18 protein-coding genes are annotated in these 16,137 nt (G+C 76.2%); 15 read left to right on the forward strand and 3 right to left on the reverse strand.

All coding sequences use genetic code 11. The features are described from left to right. Positions 1-178: 178 nt before the first annotated feature. On the reverse strand, positions 179-847 hold the full coding sequence (locus ACFQ11_RS33805) for a PaaI family thioesterase (protein ID WP_378306274.1): 669 nt from the start codon (positions 845-847) through the stop codon (positions 179-181). Positions 848-1,443: 596 nt separating this feature from the next. Between ACFQ11_RS33805 and ACFQ11_RS33810 the strand changes: the two genes are divergently transcribed. Genes ACFQ11_RS33810 through ACFQ11_RS33820 form a run of 3 tightly spaced genes read left to right on the forward strand, consistent with a single transcriptional unit; the run spans position 1,444 to position 4,763 of the window. Next, positions 1,444-2,649 (forward strand): cytochrome P450, encoded by a 1,206-nt coding sequence (locus ACFQ11_RS33810; protein WP_378306276.1) that lies wholly within the window; start codon positions 1,444-1,446, stop codon positions 2,647-2,649. Position 2,650: 1 nt separating this feature from the next. Continuing rightward, positions 2,651-3,730 (forward strand): TIGR03857 family LLM class F420-dependent oxidoreductase, encoded by a 1,080-nt coding sequence (locus ACFQ11_RS33815; RefSeq protein ID WP_378306278.1) that lies wholly within the window; start codon positions 2,651-2,653, stop codon positions 3,728-3,730. Positions 3,731-3,734: 4 nt separating this feature from the next. Further along, on the forward strand, positions 3,735-4,763 hold the full coding sequence (locus ACFQ11_RS33820) for a phosphotransferase (RefSeq protein WP_378306280.1): 1,029 nt from the start codon (positions 3,735-3,737) through the stop codon (positions 4,761-4,763). Positions 4,764-4,776: 13 nt separating this feature from the next. Here ACFQ11_RS33820 and ACFQ11_RS33825 read toward each other — a convergent pair whose 3' ends face one another. After that, positions 4,777-5,256 (reverse strand): nitroreductase family deazaflavin-dependent oxidoreductase, encoded by a 480-nt coding sequence (locus ACFQ11_RS33825; protein ID WP_378306282.1) that lies wholly within the window; start codon positions 5,254-5,256, stop codon positions 4,777-4,779. 265 nt (positions 5,257-5,521) lie between these two features. Between ACFQ11_RS33825 and ACFQ11_RS33830 the strand changes: the two genes are divergently transcribed. The 6 genes from ACFQ11_RS33830 (at position 5,522) to mftR (ending at position 9,610) form a co-directional block, all read left to right on the forward strand. Further along, positions 5,522-5,863 (forward strand): SDR family NAD(P)-dependent oxidoreductase, encoded by a 342-nt coding sequence (locus ACFQ11_RS33830; protein WP_378306284.1) that lies wholly within the window; start codon positions 5,522-5,524, stop codon positions 5,861-5,863. Between the two features lie 27 nt (positions 5,864-5,890). Next, positions 5,891-6,742, forward strand: coding sequence for an SDR family oxidoreductase (locus tag ACFQ11_RS33835; protein ID WP_378306286.1), 852 nt, complete (start codon positions 5,891-5,893; stop codon positions 6,740-6,742). Positions 6,743-6,785: 43 nt separating this feature from the next. Further along, a complete protein-coding gene (locus ACFQ11_RS33840; protein WP_378306288.1) occupies positions 6,786-7,910 on the forward strand; it encodes an NAD(P)/FAD-dependent oxidoreductase in 1,125 nt (374 codons plus the stop codon). Positions 7,911-8,075: 165 nt separating this feature from the next. Then, entirely contained in the window at positions 8,076-8,561 is a 486-nt protein-coding gene (locus ACFQ11_RS33845; RefSeq protein ID WP_378306290.1) for a fluoride efflux transporter FluC, read from the forward strand. Then, a complete protein-coding gene (crcB, locus tag ACFQ11_RS33850) occupies positions 8,558-8,932 on the forward strand; it encodes a fluoride efflux transporter CrcB (protein ID WP_378306292.1) in 375 nt (124 codons plus the stop codon). Before ACFQ11_RS33845 ends, crcB begins: the two co-directional genes overlap by 4 nt. Before the next feature lie 51 nt (positions 8,933-8,983). Beyond that, positions 8,984-9,610 (forward strand): mycofactocin system transcriptional regulator, encoded by a 627-nt coding sequence (gene mftR / locus ACFQ11_RS33855; RefSeq protein WP_378306294.1) that lies wholly within the window; start codon positions 8,984-8,986, stop codon positions 9,608-9,610. A 6-nt stretch (positions 9,611-9,616) separates the two neighbouring features. Here mftR and mftG read toward each other — a convergent pair whose 3' ends face one another. Beyond that, the gene (gene mftG, locus ACFQ11_RS33860) at positions 9,617-11,149 is read right to left on the reverse strand and encodes a mycofactocin dehydrogenase MftG (RefSeq protein ID WP_378306296.1); all 1,533 of its coding nucleotides are present in this window, start codon (positions 11,147-11,149) and stop codon (positions 9,617-9,619) included. A 278-nt stretch (positions 11,150-11,427) separates the two neighbouring features. On the opposite strand from mftG, the gene mftA reads away from it, so the two are divergent. From mftA to mftF, 6 genes are all read left to right on the forward strand, one after another. Next, complete coding sequence (gene mftA / locus ACFQ11_RS33865; protein ID WP_378306298.1) at positions 11,428-11,541, forward strand: mycofactocin precursor MftA; 114 nt, start codon at positions 11,428-11,430, stop codon at positions 11,539-11,541. Positions 11,542-11,544: 3 nt separating this feature from the next. Beyond that, positions 11,545-11,820 (forward strand): mycofactocin biosynthesis chaperone MftB, encoded by a 276-nt coding sequence (gene mftB / locus ACFQ11_RS33870; RefSeq protein WP_378306300.1) that lies wholly within the window; start codon positions 11,545-11,547, stop codon positions 11,818-11,820. After that, positions 11,817-13,067: a mycofactocin radical SAM maturase gene (gene mftC, locus ACFQ11_RS33875; protein WP_378306302.1), complete on the forward strand. Its 1,251-nt coding sequence runs from the start codon at positions 11,817-11,819 to the stop codon at positions 13,065-13,067. The genes mftB and mftC overlap by 4 nt, the downstream gene beginning before the upstream one ends. Before the next feature lie 18 nt (positions 13,068-13,085). Continuing rightward, positions 13,086-14,270, forward strand: coding sequence for a pre-mycofactocin synthase MftD (gene mftD, locus ACFQ11_RS33880; RefSeq protein ID WP_378306304.1), 1,185 nt, complete (start codon positions 13,086-13,088; stop codon positions 14,268-14,270). 1 nt (position 14,271) lies between these two features. Next, positions 14,272-15,039 (forward strand): mycofactocin biosynthesis peptidyl-dipeptidase MftE, encoded by a 768-nt coding sequence (mftE, locus tag ACFQ11_RS33885; protein WP_378306306.1) that lies wholly within the window; start codon positions 14,272-14,274, stop codon positions 15,037-15,039. Then, a partial coding sequence (gene mftF / locus ACFQ11_RS33890; RefSeq protein WP_378306308.1) for a mycofactocin biosynthesis glycosyltransferase MftF occupies positions 15,036-16,137 on the forward strand: 1,102 nt, incomplete at its 3' end. The genes mftE and mftF, both read left to right, overlap by 4 nt.

The following is a 16,137-nucleotide window of genomic DNA, read 5'->3' on the forward strand; positions in this document are numbered from 1 at the left end:
TCACGCGCCGCGTCCCCAGGGCGGTCGCCGCCGTGGCGTCATCGGGCCGCGGGGAGGCCCGAGGCTGCGGCGTGCGCGACGCCCGGGCGGCGGGCGTCACGGCCGGGCCGCGCCTCGACGAGGCCGCGGCGCGCCGACCGCGGACGGGGTGGCCGGACGGGGTGGCCGGACGGGCGGGTCAGGGGCGGCCGCTCAGGCGGGCGATGTCGGCGCGGTCGAGCAGGACGAAGTCGCCCGTGGCCTCGACCGTCACCCGGTCCTGCTGGATCAGCCGTCCCACCGTGCGGACCCGGCGGCCCTCGTGCGACTCGACCTCGCCCTCGAACAGGCACGGCACGTCCAGCAGGGTGGGCCGCCGGTACCTGATCTCCAGGCGGGCCGTCGGGCCGGGCAGGCCCGCGATGACGTTCGCGGCGGCGCACACGAGGTCGAAGGACGCGGCGAGCACGGCGCCGTGCACGCAGCCGGGCGGCCCCTGGTAGGGGCGGGTGAACGTGCCGCGCAGCAGGGCCTTGGGCGGCTCGAACGTCACGGACAGGGGCGGCGCGAGCGGGCTGTGGCGGCCGACGACGACGTCGTAGGGCATCCGGGCGGCGAGGTCGGGCGACTCGTCGTCGGACGTGATCGCGGGGGCCAGCAGCATGGTCATCGGGTGCGGCGGGTCCGGGACGTGGCGTTCCAGCCGGTCCGCGACGGCGTTCAGCTCGCGCGCGGCGGCACGGGTGACGTCGGCCGGGGCCGTGGTGGAGGTGCACAGCGCGATGAGGCGCCGCACGGCGTCCGCCAGCTCCGCGGACTCGCGCTCCCGGCCCGCCAGCGCAGGCGGGAGACTGCTATCAGCCGACATGTACGTCACGTCCTTCGATTTCGGTCACCCTGCTGTCGATCATCGCGGATCCCCGGCGCCCGAGGCCAGAGTCCCGCACCCGGGAGATCCCGATGCGCACCGGGCGGCCGCTCGCGGCGGGAGCGCGCCGTCGTCACGGCCGACCGGGCATCGGCCGGTCGCCGCACCGGACGAGCATGGCGAACGCGGGTCGGCGACGGCTCGGTCCCGCTCACCGGGCGGTCCCCTCGGCGGAGGGCGGATCGTATCTATCATCCGGTCTTCAAGGCGGGCCACCGGCGGCCCCGCACGGTGCTCGGGCGAGCTTGGTGGAGGCGGCACATGCCGGACGACGACACCGGGGGCTTCGGGCGTCGGCGCCCCCTCGCCGTCCGCGCGGAGCCGCACCGGGCCTGTGGCGGGCCCGAACACGGCGCGGCCCGGCCGGACGCGCGGACCGCGTTCCAGGAGCCGCCGGACCGGCTCCCCGGCTTCGGTTCCGGCGGGACGGGCGCCGCACGGCACCGCCCGTCCGGCGCCCGGGGGCCGTCGAGCCCGCCGTCGGCCGGGCGGTCCCCCGGCGGCCGATCCCCGAGTCCCCACGAAAGGGAGCGCGCATGCCCGACCACGCCGTCAACGAGTCCATCAACCTGATCAGCGGGGAGTTCTGGGGGCGGAACCCGCACGAGGAACTGCGCTGGATGCGGGAGAACGCCCCCGTCTACCGCGACGAGAACGCCGGGGTGTGGGGCGTCTCCCGGCACGCCGACGTGAAGCGGGTGTCGCGCATGCCGGAGGTGTTCTCCAGCGCGCACGGGATCCGGGCCGACTCCCCCGCCCTGCCGATGATGATCGACATGGACGATCCGGAGCACAAGCTGCGCCGGAAGCTCGTCAGCGCGGGGTTCACGCCGCGCCGCGTCGCCGCGCAGGAGGACTACCTGCGCGGGTTGTGCGACGAGATCATCGACGGGGTGTGCGAGCGCGGCGCGTGCGACTTCGTCGCCGACATCGCCGCCCCGCTCCCGCTGATCGTGATCGGGGACGCGCTGGGCGTGGCGCCCGAGGACCGGGCGATGCTGCTGACCTGGTCCGACGACATGCTGCGGGCCCTCACCGGCGACGACGACCCGGAGCTGCTGGCCAAGGCCGGGGACGCGTTCGCCGGGTTCACCGAGTACGCGACGCGGGCGGCCGAGCGGCGTCGCGACGACCCGTCCGACGATCTGCTGAGCGCCCTGGTGCACGCGGAGATCGACGGTGACCGGCTCGACCTGGCGTCGATCGTGCAGGAGTCGCTGCTGATCCTGATCGGCGGGGACGAGACGACGCGGCACGTGGTCTCCGGCGGGATGTACCAGCTTTGCCGGCACCCGGAGCAGCGGCGGACGCTCATCGACGACCCGGGGAAGATCCCGGTGGCGGTCGAGGAGATGCTGCGGTGGGTGTCGCCCATCAAGAACATGAACCGGACGGCGCTGCGGGACGTGGAGCTCGGCGGGCAGCGGATCCGGGAGGGCGACAAGCTCCTGCTGCTGTACCCCTCGGCGAACCGGGACGCGGACGTCTTCGACGACCCCGATCGGTTCGACGTCGAGCGGACCCCCAACGACCACATCGCCTTCGGCAACGGCCCGCACTTCTGCCTCGGCAACAGCCTGGCCCGGCTGGAACTGAAGGTGATGTTCGAGCGGCTGCTGGCGCGGCTGCCCGACATCGAGCCCGTGGAGGACGCCGAGCCCGCGTACCGCCCGGCGAACTTCGTGTCGGGTTACGACTCGCTCGAGGTCACCTTCACGCCGACCGCGCGGAAGGCGGCCTGACATGGCGGACGACCTGACGGAGCTCGGGTTCTACGGGCTGCCGGGGCATTCCGGTTCGCCGCGCGACCTGCTGGACCAGGTGCGGGACGGCGAGCGGCTCGGCCTCGGGTCGGTGTTCCTGTCCGAGCGGTTCACCACCAAGGAGGCCGCGACCCTGTCGGGCGCGGCCGGTGCGGTGTCCGAGCGCCTCGGGGTCGCGACCGCCGCGACCAACCACAACACCCGGCACCCGCTGCTCACCGCGACGTTCGCGACGACGATGCACCGGCTGACCGGCGGGCGGTTCGCGCTGGGCCTCGGCCGCGGCTTCGACATGCTGTTCGACGTCATGGGGCTCCCCCGGGTGACGACCGCGCAGCTCGAGGACTTCATCGGCATCGTGCGCCGGCTGTGGCGGGGCGAGGCGGTCGTCGACCACCACGGCCCGGCGGGCGACTTCCCGTACCTGAACCAGGACGCGTCGTTCGACGAGGACGTGCCCGTCCTGCTCACCGCGATGGGCGGGCGGACGCTGGAGTTCGCGGGGGCCGTCGCGGACGGCGTCGTCCTGCACACGTTCTTCACCGACGAGACCCTCGCGCGGTCGGTGGCGGCGGTGCGGCGCGGCGCGGAACGGGCCGGGCGGGACCCGGCGCGGGTGCGGGTGTGGTCGGTGCTGGCGACCGTCGGCGACCACCTCGACGAGGAGGCGCGGCTCCGCAAGCTCACCGGGCGGCTCGCGACCTACCTGCAGGGGTACGGGGACCTGCTGGTCCGCGTGAACGGCTGGGACCCGGCGGCCCTCGCCCGGTTCCGCGCGGACGGGCTCGTCGCCGGGTTCCCGGGGGCGTTCGACGCCGTCGCGACCCCCGGCGAGCTCCGCCGGGTCGCGGAGCTGCTGCCCGACGACTGGTTCGGCGCGGCGGCGACGGGCGACGCGGACGCCTGCGCGCGGCGCGTCGTGGACCAGTTCGACGCCGGGGCCGACGGGGTGATCCTGCACGGCGTGACACCGGCGGAGGCCGAGCCGGTCGTGGCGGCGTACCGGAAGGTCAGGCCCGCGCGGGTCGCCGGGCTCCCCCGCAACCCGGGGAGGTGCTGACGGCGTGCGCGTCATCGACACGGCCGCCGGGCTGACGCCCGAGGCGCTCGGCGAGGTCCTCGGCGTCCCGGTCACGGCCGTCCGGCGGGAGAAGATCGGATCGGGGCAGATCGGCGCGTGCTACCGGCTCCGGCTGGACTGCGCGGACGGCGCCCGGCGCCGGCTCGTCGCCAAGCTCGCCGCCGAGGACGAGGGCGCCCGTTCGTTCCTCTGGCCGGTGTACCGGGCGGAGGTGGCCTTCTACCGGGACCTGGCCGCCACCGTGAAGGTGCGGACGCCGCGCTGCCACTACGGCGCGATCTCCGCCGACCACACCAGTTTCGTGCTGCTGCTCGACGACCTCCACCCGGCGGTGCAGGGCGACCAGCTCGCGGGCTGCGCGCCGGACCGGGCCGCGGCCGCGGTCGCGAACCTCGCCGGGCTGCACGGTCCCCGCTGGTGCGACCCGGCGCTGCTCGACGTGCCGTGGCTGAAACCCGTGGGGGCGGAGGACGCGGCGCGGCTCGGCGAGGTGTTCGGCCCGGCGGTCGGCACGTTCGTCGAGCGGTTCGCCGGGCGGCTGGACGACCGGGACGTCCGGACGCTGCGGGAGACGGCGGACGCGATCGCCGCGTGGGTCGTCGGGCGCCCGGACGTCTTCGGCCTCGTCCACGGCGACTACCGGCTCGACAACCTGCTGTTCGGCGACGACGGGCGGGTCACCGCGGTCGACTGGCAGACGATCGGCCTCGGGCATCCCCTGCGGGACCTGGCGTACTTCCTCGGCACGAGCCTGCCGCCGGACGTCCGCGCCGCCCGGGAACGCGACCTCGTCGGCGTCTACCACGCCGAGCTGGAGCGGCACGGCGTGACCGGCTACGACCTCGACGCCTGCTTCGAGGACTACCGGTTCGCGGCCCTGCAGGGCCCGCTGATCACCGTCCTCGGGTGCGCGTACGGGACGCCGACGGAGCGCGGCGACCGGATGTTCCTGGCGATGGCGGCCCGGTCCTGCGCCGCGATCCGGGCGCTGGGCACGCTGGACCTGGTCTGACCGGCGCCGCCGTTCAGGCGGGCTCGCAGATGACGACGGGGATCTCCCGGTCCGTCCAGGACTGGTAGTCGTCGTAGTCGGCGTACACCTCGACCAGGCGCGGCCAGAGCGCCGCGCGCTCGTCCTCGTCGGCGGTGCGGGCCCGCATGCGGCGGACGTCCGGGCCGATCCGCACCACGACGCGCGGGTCGGCCCGCAGGTTGAGATACCACATCGGATGCCTCGGCAGGCCGCCCTGCGACGCGACGACGACGACCCGGTCGCCGTCCCGCATGTACAGCAGCGGCAGCGTGCGCGGCCGCCCGGTCTTGCGGCCGCGGGTCGTGAGCAGGCAGATCGGGACGCCGCGCCGGAAGGCGGACCCGACGCGCCACGTTCCGCCGACCCGGCCGTTCGTGAGCCGGTACGCCTCGACGTGCAGCCGCGACGCGGCCTTCATGAAGTTCGGGACGAGCGGCGAGTCGAGCCCCTTCGGCGGCACCTTCGACGGCATGGTCCTCACTTCCCTTCGGCGTCGGCGGGGGCGATGGCCGTCCCGCGGCGAGGGCCGCCCACTTCGAGACCGTATACGGCGCCGCCCCCGGGCCGCCGAACAATCCGGCGACCGAGCACGTATCGACCACGCGCCAGCGGCCGGTCCGCCCAGCTCACGCATCGAACCTCCCACACCGGGCCGTCCGCCCCTGTCGGCGAGCCGATCAGCACGCTAACCTCGCAGGCGATGCTGGGCGACCTGCGCGCGGGAGGGGTCGGCGATCGTGGGGATCTCGTCGATCGAGGCGTTCGTCGGGCAGGCGTTCATCCCCGCGTACTGCGCCTCGAAGGCGGGCCTGCTCGGCCTGACGCGGGCGCTGGCGCACCAGCTCGCGGGCGACGGCGTACGGGTGAACGCGGTGTGCCCGGGCTACATCGACACTCCGCTGCTCGCGGTGGCGCCGGCGGAGATGCGGGCGGAGTTCGCGGCGAAGGCGCCGGTCGGGCGGCTCGGACGGCCCGCGGAGGTCGCGGCGGCCGTCCGGTTCCTCATGAGCGACGAGGCGTCGTTCATCACCGGGACGCACCTGACGGTCGACGGCGGCACCACCGCGGTCGACCGCTGACACGGCTGACACGAGCGGGAGGGCACAGTGGGAACCCTGGACGGGACGGCGGCGCTGGTGACGGGCGGCGGCAGCGGTATCGGGCTCGGCTGCGCCGTGCGGCTGGCCGCGGACGGCGCGGCCGTCACGATCTGCGGGCGGACGGAGGCGCGGCTGCGCGACGCCGCCGAGCGGGCGCGCGAGGACGCCGGGCAGGAGCTCGGGTACGTGGTCGCCGACGTCACCGACGACGCGCAGGTGGCGGACGCGGTGCGGGCGGCGGGCGAGCGAGGGCCGCTGCGGACCGTCGTCGCGAGCGCGGGCGGGTCGAGCTCGATCGGCCCCATCGGCGATCTCGACCTGGACCAGTGGCGCGCCACCCTGGAACTGAACGCGACGGGGACGATGCTGACGATCCGGCACGCCGCCCGGGCCATGGCGCGCGGCGGCGGCGGGTCGATCGTCGCGATCTCGTCGATCGCGTCGTCGAACACGCACCGCTGGTTCGGTGCGTACGGGGTGTCCAAGGCGGCCGTCGACCATCTGGTCCGGCTGGCGGCGGACGAACTGGGCGGCGTCGGCATCCGGGTCAACGGCGTCCGCCCCGGGATCGTCCGCACCGAGCTCGTCGCGGGCATCGCCGACACCGGGCCCGTCCTGGACGACTACCTGGCGTGCATGCCGCTGTCCCGGGTCGGTGAACCCGAGGACATCGCGGGGGCCGTCGCGTTCCTCGCGGGACCCGAGGCGTCCTGGATCACCGGGCAGGTGCTGAACGTGGACGGCGGGCACCATCTGCGGCGGGGGCCCGACTACTCGTCGTTCTTCGAGCCGATGTTCGGCGCGGACGCGCTGCGCGGCGTCCCGCCGGAGGACGCGGTGAGCGACCGGGGGGACTGAGCCCCGCCGCGCGGGGCCGCCCGGCACCTGCGACCCTATGGTCATGCGCATCGTCATCGTGGGCGGCGGGATCATCGGCGCCGCCCTGGCCGACCGTCTCGCCCGCCCCGGCACGGCGGAGGTGACGCTGGTCGAACGGGACCGGCCCGGCGCCGGGACCTCGGGCGCGAGCTACGCCTGGCTCAACGCCAACGATCCCGCCGACGCCCGTTACCACGCGTTCCGCGTCGCCGCGCTGGACGCCTGGCGGCGGGTCGCCGCCGAGTTCGGCGATCCCGCCTGGGCGCGGTTCGCGGGGAACACCGAGTGGGCCGTCGCCGAACCCGACCGGGACGCCCTCGCCGAGCGGGTCGCGCGGCTGCGCGACCTCGGCTACCCGGCGACGCTGACCACCGCCACCCGGCTGCGCGACGACGAACCGGCGCTGCGCCCGCCCGCCGGGGCGGTCATCGCCCGGTTCCCCGGCGAGGGGCACGTGGACGGGGCCGCCGCCGTCGGCGCGCTGGTCGCCCGCGCCCGTGACGCCGGGGCCCGGATCCGCACCGGGACGCACGCGGCCGGGCTGCTGGTCCGCGGCGACCGCGTCACCGGCGTCCGCACGTCCGCCGGGGACCTGGAGGCCGACGTCACGGTCTGCGCCGCCGGGTGGCGGAGCCCCGCCCTCCTCGCGACCGCCGGTGCGGCGCTGCCCCTCGTGGACGCCGCGGCGCCCGGTTCGTCCGCCCCCGGGCTCACGGTCACGACCACGCCGGTCCCGGGCCTGGTCGGCGGGCTCGTCCACAGTCCCGGCCTCGACCTGCGGCCCGCCCCGGACGGCGGTCTCCTGCTGGAGGCCGCCGACCTGGACGCCGCGACCGACCTCGCGACGCCGCAGGCCGTCCTCGACGCCCGCGCGGCCGAGCTGCTCGACCGCGCGCGCGTCCTGTTCCCCGGCCTGGACGCCCGTGTCGACCGGGTGCGCCGCTGCGTCCGCCCGCTGCCCGCCGACGGCCGCCCGCTCGTCGGGCCGCTGCGGCCCGGCCTCTACACCGTCGTCACGCACAGCGGCATCACGCTGGGCCCGCACCTGGCCGGCCTGGTCGCCGGGGAGATCCTGGCCGGGACCCCCGACCCGGCGCTGGCCCCCTACCGCCCCGACCGTCCTCCGCCCGCCCCGGATCGGCCCTGACCGGCCCGCACGCGCGGCGGTACACTGCACGGCGGTCCTCCCTTCCGGGAGCGGCCGAACGGCGGTGGGGCCCGCCGTGCCCGAACCGCGGCGCCGACGCCGCCAACGGTCCCTGCTCGTAACGGACGCGCCCGGCATCGGGCACGCACGAGTAGGAGACCCGCGATGTCACCCCACGACCAGAATGTCCCCGCCCTCGACCGGCCCGTCCGGACGGACGCGCCCGCCGCGCCGCCGCGCGCCCGCGGGGAGGCGGCCGTGATCGCGGCGATCTCGGCCGGGGGCGGGCTGGGCGCCGCCGCCCGCCACGGCGCCGCGCTGCTGTGGCCCCTCCAGGAGCACGCCTTCCCCTGGACGGTCCTCGCGGTCAACGCGCTCGGCTGCGCCCTGATCGGCGTCCTCATGGCCGTCCTCGCGCGCACTCGAAGGGCGCACCGGCTCGTCCGGCCGTTCCTCGGCACCGGCGTGCTCGGCGGGTTCACGACCTTCTCCGCCTACGCGGCGGACGTCCCGCGCCTGCTCGGGGACGGGCACGTCCGCCTCGGCCTCGCGTACCTGGCGGCCACGCCGGTCGTCGCGGTCGCGGCCGCGTGGGCCGCGGCGGCCCTGACCCACCGCCTCTTCTCCCCGCCGCGGGGGGAGGCCGGATGAGCTGGCTGTTCGTCGTCGCCGGGGGCATGGCGGGGGCTCCGCTGCGCTACCTCGTCGACCGCGCCGTGCGGGCCCGGACCGGTCCGGCGTTCCCTTGGGGGACCTTCGCCGCCAACATCCTCGGCTGCCTGGTGCTGGGCGTGCTGACCGGGGCGGCCGTGCAGGGGGCCGCCGCCGAGCCGGTGCGGCTGCTGGTCGGCACGGGCCTGTGCGGGGCGCTGACGACGTACTCGACGTTGTCGTACGAGACGGTGCGGCTGGCGGAGTCGGGCGCGCGGCTGCTCGCCGCCGCGAACGCGGCCGTCACCGTCGCCGCCGGGCTCGCCGCCGTGCTCGCGGGCACGGTGGCGGCCGAGGCGCTCCGGGGCTGAGCCTCCGGGCCGTACCGAGCGGACCGCGTCCCGGCGTGGGAACCTGGTGGCGTGACGTCGTTCAGTGAGAGCCGCCGGGTGATGGGGCGCCCGCGCGTGACCTCGCGGGCCGCGCTGGAGCGGCTCGCGTTCGAGCTGTTCGCCCGGCAGGGGTTCGACGAGACGACCGTGGACGACATCGCGGCCGCCGCCGGGATCGGGCGGCGCACGTTCTTCCGGTACTTCGCGTCCAAGAACGACCTCGTGTGGGGCGATTTCGACGAGCAGCTGCGGCGGTTGCGCACGCTGCTGGACGAGGCCGACCCGAGCGCGCCGATCATGGACGCGGTCCGCCGCGCCGTCGTGGAGTTCAACCGGTTCGACCCGCGGGAGGTGCCGTGGCACCGGCAGCGGATGAAGCTGATCCTCACGGTGCCGACCCTGCAGGCCGACGCGACGCTGCGCTACGCGTCCTGGCGGCGGATCGTCTCCGAGTTCGTGGCCGCCCGGACCGGGCAGCCGGTGTCGGCGATGGCGCCCCGGCTCGCCGGCAGCGTGATCCTCGCCGCCGCGGTCACCGCCTACGAGCACTGGCTGTCCACCGGAGAGGGGGCGGCCCTGGCGGACCTGCTGGACGATACGCTCCGGCGGGTCGAGGCCGGGTTCGCCGAACTCGGGCGCGCCCCCGCGCCGGGGTAGGCCCCCTCAGCCGCGCCGGACGCCGTCCGCGACGATCTCGCCGATGAGGACGGCCGTCGCGGCGGGGCCGCGCAGCGGAGCGGCGGGCAGGATCGAGGTGTCGGCGACGCGCAGCCCGCGCAGGCCGTGCACCCGGCCGAGGGCGTCGACGGCCGGGCCCATCGGGACGGTGCCGCACGTGTGCTGCGACGTGCCGAGGCGCGCGCGGATCCACGCGTCGAGCACGCGGTCGTCGTCCACCGGCACCGGTTCGGCCGGGCCCGCGCACACCTCGCCGAAGGCCCCGGACTCCACGATCGCGACCGCCGCCCGCACGGCCTCGCGCATCCTGCGACGGTCGGCGCCGGTCGCCAGGTATCCGTAGCCGATCTCCGGCGGGACGTCCGGGTCGGCCGACACGGTGCGCAGGCTCCCGGACGTCCGGGGCGTCTGCACGGACACGAGGAACGCCAGGGGCATGCCGGGAACGGCGACCTTGCCCCCGGCGAGCCCGGCCATCGGCACGAGCGACTGCAGGATCTCCAGGTCGCCCGCCGCGGGACCGCCCGCCGACGGCAGGTGCAGGACGCCGCCGAGCCATGAACCGGACGGCTCGTCCAATGGCCGCCGGGGCGTCCACTCCACGATGATCTGCGGGTGGTCGCTGAGCGCGGCGCCGACGGCGGGAAGGTCGTGGACGACCGGGATCCCGGCGCGTTCGAGGTCCGCCGCGGGCCCGATCCCCGACAGGTGCAGCAGGTGCGGCGTGGACAGGGCGCCCGCGCACAGCACGGTCTCGCCCGCCTCGACGACCGTCCCGTCCTCGGTGACGACGCCGGCGGCCCGTCCGCGCCGGACGACGACGGACCGCACCGGGCGGCCGCCCAGCACCGTGAGGTTCGGGCGCCCGGCCGCGGCGCCGAGCAGGTAGGCGAGCCCGGTGTTGACGCGGCGCCCGCCGGCCGTGTTGGACGGCACGGGCCCGAACCCGGCCGGACCCTGCGCGTTCTTGTCGGGCTCGTCCGGATGTCCGAGCTCGCGCGCGGCGGCCCGGAACGCGGCCGCGGCGGGATGCCGCAGGTCCGTCCGGCGCACCGGGATCGGCCCCCGGCCGCCGTGCGGCGCCGCGGCCCCGTGGTCGAGGTCGGTCTCGAGCGCGCGCATGAACGGCAGCGCGCGCCCGTACGACCAGGTGTCGCCGCCGGCGGCCGCCCAGCGGTCGAAGTCCGCCCGCCGGGCGCGGACGAAGTAGCCGCCGTTCACGGTCGTCGAGCCGCCCAGCACCCGCCCGCGCGCCGCCGTGTACGGCATGCCGGGCGCGAGCCGCGCCGGGTACGTCCGGACGGCCGGATGCCCCGGCCGCGCCCCGGGGACGAGCCGGGCGTCCAGCAGTTCGCGGGGGAACGCGGACGGCACCGGCCCGGCCTCCAGCACGAGGACCTCCCGGTCCGGGTCCTCGGCGAGCCGGGCCGCCAGCGCCGCACCGGCCCCGCCCGCCCCGACCACGAGCACGTCCGGACGCCGCCGCCCGCGCGCGCCGAGCCCGTCCAGTTCGTCCACCACCGCACCTTCCCATGGACGGCCCGCCCGGTGCCGATCGCCCGCGCCGACCACGCGCCCCGGCCACGCCGCCGTTCTCCAAGCACCGCCCAGGACGAGCCCCGCCGCGGCGGACGGCCCTCGCCACCGCTCGCGCGGGTGCCGAGACGTCTCGTTCGTCCGTCCCGCCCCCTTCCTTTTTGACACTCGATGCACTTAGTATCCCCTCAAGCCGGGCGGCCGTGACGTGCGTCACCGGACGGGCCCGCGGCCGCCGTACGCGAACGAAGGAGGACGCCATGGACAGCGCCGCCACCGAGGACCAGAACGCCGCCGAGCGGACCGAGGACGCCGTGGCCGCCGAGTCGCTGATCGAGGAGGTCTCGATCGACGGCATGTGCGGCGTCTACTAAGCGGTGCCCGCGATCGACCTGGACCGCGCCTGGGACCTGCACCCGCAGGTCTCGGTGCGGCCCGAACCCTTCGGCGCGCTGCTCTACCACTTCGGCACCCGGAAGCTGTCGTTCCTCAAGGACCGCCGGCTGCTGGCGGTCGTCCGGGGGCTGCGGGACGCGCCCACCGCCCGGGACGCCTGCGCGGCGGCCGACGTGCCCGCGGCCGACCTGCCCCGGTACGGAGCGGCGCTCGGCGCGCTCGCAAGCTCGTCCATGCTCGTGGAAAGGACGCCGTGACCATCGACGCCGCAAGCCGGGCAACGCGGACCACCGGTCCCCGGCTGGTCGACCTGTTCGAGCGCGGGCTCGACGCGCCGATCTGCCTGACCTGGGAGCTCACCTACGCCTGCAACCTGTCGTGCGCGCACTGCCTGTCCAGCTCGGGACGGCGCGATCCGCGCGAGCTGTCGACGGACGAGGCCAAGGCCGTCATCGACGAGCTGGAGGCCATGCAGGTCTTCTACGTGAACATCGGCGGCGGCGAGCCCACGGTCCGGTCGGACTTCTGGGAACTGCTGGACTACGCCACGGCCCATCACGTGGGCGTGAAGTTCTCCACGAACGGCGTCCGGATCACGCCCGAGGTCGCGCGGCGGCTGGCGGCCAACGACTACGTGGACGTGCAGATCTCGCTGGACGGCGCGACGCCCGACATCAACGACGCCGTGCGGGGCGCCGGATCGTACGACACCGCGATGCGCGCCATGCGGAACCTCGCCGACGCGGGCATGAAGAACTTCAAGCTGTCGGTGGTCTGCACGCGGCACAACATCCCGCAGATGGACGACTTCAAGGCCATCGCCGACGAGTACGGCGCGCAGCTCCGGCTGACGCGGCTGCGCCCGTCCGGCCGCGGCGCGGACGTGTGGGACGAACTGCACCCGACGCAGGCGCAGCAGCGGGAGCTGTACGACTGGCTCCTCGCGCACGGCGACCGGGTGCTGACCGGTGACTCGTTCTTCCACCTGTCCGCGTACGGCGAGTCGCTGCCGGGACTGAACCTGTGCGGGGCCGGGCGCGTGGTGTGCCTCATCGACCCGGTCGGGGACGTGTACGCGTGCCCGTTCGCCATCCACGACGAGTTCCTCGCGGGGAACGTCCGCGAGACGGGCGGCTTCGCGCGGGTGTGGCGGGAGTCGGAGCTGTTCGCCGGCCTGCGGGAGCCGCAGACGGGCGGCGCCTGCGCCTCCTGCTCGTTCTACGACACCTGCAAGGGCGGCTGCATGGCCGCCAAGTTCTTCACCGGGCTGCCGCTGGACGGGCCCGACCCCGAATGCGTGCGGGGCCACGGCGAGACGCTGCTCGCGGGGCGGCCCGAGGACCGGTCGGGCATCCCGAGACCGTCCGGCGACCACTCGCACCGGACCTCGCCGCCGCGGCGCCGGGAACCCGTCCTGGTGCGGCTCGGGCGGCGCTCCGACATGGACCGCCCGCCCGTGAGCGCCTGCGAGGAGAACCCCCTCGCGGGGCTGCGGATCACCTGACCTTCCCCAGGAGACGACATGTTCCAGAATCCGTGGTTCGAGACCGTGGCCGAGGCGCAGCGGCGCGCGAAGCGGCGGCTGCCGCACATGGTGTACGGGGCGCTGGTCGCGGGCTCGGAGCGCGGCCGGACGGTCGGCGACAACTGCAAGGCGTTCGGCGACCTCGGCTTCGCGCCCCACGTGGCGGGCCACCACGCGGAGCGCGACCTGTCCACGACGGTGCTGGGCGTGGAGACGTCCATGCCGATGGTCATCTCCCCCACCGGGGTGCAGGCCGTGCACCCCGACGGCGAGGTCGCGGTGGCGCGCGCGGCCGCGAACCGCGGCGTCATCATGGGGCTGTCGTCGTTCGCGAGCAAGCCCGTGGAGGAGGTCGCCGAGGCCAACCCGAACGTCTTCTTCCAGATGTACTGGAGCGGCGACCGGGACGCGATGGTGCAGCGCATGGACCGCGCGCGCCGCGCCGGGGCCAAGGCGCTGATCGCCACGCTCGACTGGTCGTTCTCCAACGGGCGGGACTGGGGCAGCCCCATGATCCCCGAGAAGATCGACCTGAAGACGATGGCGAGGCTGGCGCCGGGCGTCCTGCCCCACCCGGACTGGCTGTGGCGGTTCGCCAAGACCGGCCGCATCCCGGACCTGACGACGCCCAACCTCCGGCCGCCGGGCGGCCCCGCGCCCACGTTCTTCGGCGCGTACGGCGAGTGGATGCAGACCCCGCCGCCCACCTGGGAGGACGTGGCGTGGCTGCGCAAGGAGTGGGGCGGCCCGTTCATGCTCAAGGGCGTCACCCGCGTCGACGACGCCAAGCGGGCCGTGGACGCGGGCGCGACGGCGCTGTCGGTGTCCAACCACGGCGGCAACAACCTCGACACCACGCCCGCGACGATCCGGGTGCTGCCGTCGGTCGCGGAGGCGGTCGGCGACCAGATCGAGGTGCTGCTGGACGGCGGGGTGCGGCGCGGCGGGGACGTCGCCAAGGCGCTCGCGCTCGGCGCCCGGGCCGTGCTGATCGGCCGGGCGTACCTGTGGGGCCTGGCCGCCAACGGGCAGGCGGGGGTGGAGAACGTGCTGGACATCATGCGCGGCGGGCTCGACTCCGCGGTGCTCGGCCTCGGCCACGCGTCCGTCCGCGAGCTGTCGCCGTCCGACCTCGTGATCCCGCCCGGGTTCGCGCTGACGCTGGGCGGCGAGGAGGACTGACGTGCGGGACCTGGCGGGGGCCGCGTGGCCGGAGGTCCGGGAACGGCCGCCGGTACTGGTGCCGGTCGGGTCGACCGAGCAGCACGGCCCGCACCTGCCCCTGAACACCGACACGGTGATCGCCCGGGCCGTCGCCGAGCGCGTGGCGGACGACCTGGGCGCGTCCGTGTCGGGCGCCTCCGTGCCGGGCGCCTCCATGCCGGGCGCTGCGGGCGGGCCCGTGCTGGTCGCGCCCGCCGTCGCGTACGGGTCCAGCGGCGAGCACGCGGGGTTCCCCGGCACGATCTCGATCGGACGGGACGCGCTGGAACTCGTCCTCGTCGAGACCGTCCGGTCCCTCGCGCTGTGGGCCGGGCGGATCGTCTTCGTCAACGGGCACGGCGGCAACGCCGCGGCGCTCGACGCCGCCGTCGGGCGGATGCGCGCCGAAGGGCACGACGCGGCGTGGACCGGCTGCGGCGTGCCCGGCGGCGACGCCCACGCCGGGTTCACCGAGACGTCGGTCATGCTGCGGCTGGCGCCGGACCTCGTCCGGCCGTCGCGCGCGGTCGCGGGCGACACCCGGCCGATCGCCGAGCTGCTGCCCGAGCTGGTCGCCCGGGGCGTCCGGGACGTGTCGCCGTCGGGCGTCCTCGGCGACCCGGCGGGGGCGTCGGCGGACCGAGGGCGGGAGATCGTGGACGCGATGGTGGCGGCGGCCGTCCGGCGGATCCGCTTCGGGCGCGCGGACGCGCGCGGCCGCCTCCTCGACCCCGGGGCGGCGACATGAGCGGCCCCGCGGGCGGACCGCCGCGCTTCCCGCCGCCCGCCGATTTCCCGATCGCGCTGGACGAGGGGACGTCGCTGTGGTCGGGCGGGCGGGTCGCGACCGGCGGCGCGCCGTGGAAGGTGGTGCGCCTCGCGGACGCCGCCCGCCCCCGCATCGCGGCGCTGCGCCGCGCGGGCGGGCGCGGGCTCGCCGACCCCTCGCCGGTCGGCCGGGCGGTGGCCCGGCCGCTGCTCGACCACTGGCTGGCCCCGCCCGTCCCGGCGCCGCGCCCGGGGCCGCACGAGGTGACCGTGGTGATCCCCGCGTACGGGCGGGCCGACGAGCTGGAGCGGTGCCTGGCGGCCGTCGAGGGCCTGCCGGTGATCGTCGTGGACGACGCCTCGCCCGATCCCCGGCCGCTGCGCCGGGCCGCCGGCGCAGCGGGGGCGCGGCTGGTGCGCCACGCCGTCAACCGGGGCCCGGCCGCCGCGCGGAACACGGGCCTGCGGCTGGTGGAGACGCCGCTCGCGGCGCTCGTCGACTCCGACTGCCGCCCCGAGGCGGGCTGGCTGGACGTCCTCGTCCCGCACTTCGACGACCCGCGGGTCGCGGCCGTCGCGCCGCGCGTCCGTCCCGACCCCGGCGACCGGCGCCTGCTCGCCCGCTACGAGACCGCCCGGTCGGCGCTCGACATGGGCGTCCGGCCCGCGCTGGTGCGGCCGGGCGGCAGGCTCGGGTTCGTGCCGACGGCGACGCTGCTGGTCCGGGTCGCGGCGGTGCGCGACCTCGGATCCGGCGGGGCGTTCGACGAGGGGCTGCGGCTCGGCGAGGACGTCGACTTCGTCTGGCGGCTGGGCGACCTCGGGTGGAACGTCCGGTACGAACCGGACGCGCGGGTCGCGCACACGGCGCGGCTGCGCCCGGTGGACTGGGCGCGGCGGCGGCACGAGTACGGGACGTCCGCCGCCGACCTGGCGCGGCGGCATCCGGGCCGACTCGCGCCGGCGCGCCCGTCGATGTGGAACCTCGCCGTGCTGGGCCTGCTCGCGCGGGGCCGTCCGGGGCTCGCCGCGGCGTGCTCGGCCGTCGCGGCGGCGCGGCGGGCGCCGCGGCTGGCGC

Source organism: Actinomadura sediminis, assembly GCF_042675525.1.
Lineage (GTDB): Bacteria > Actinomycetota > Actinomycetes > Streptosporangiales > Streptosporangiaceae > Spirillospora > Spirillospora sediminis.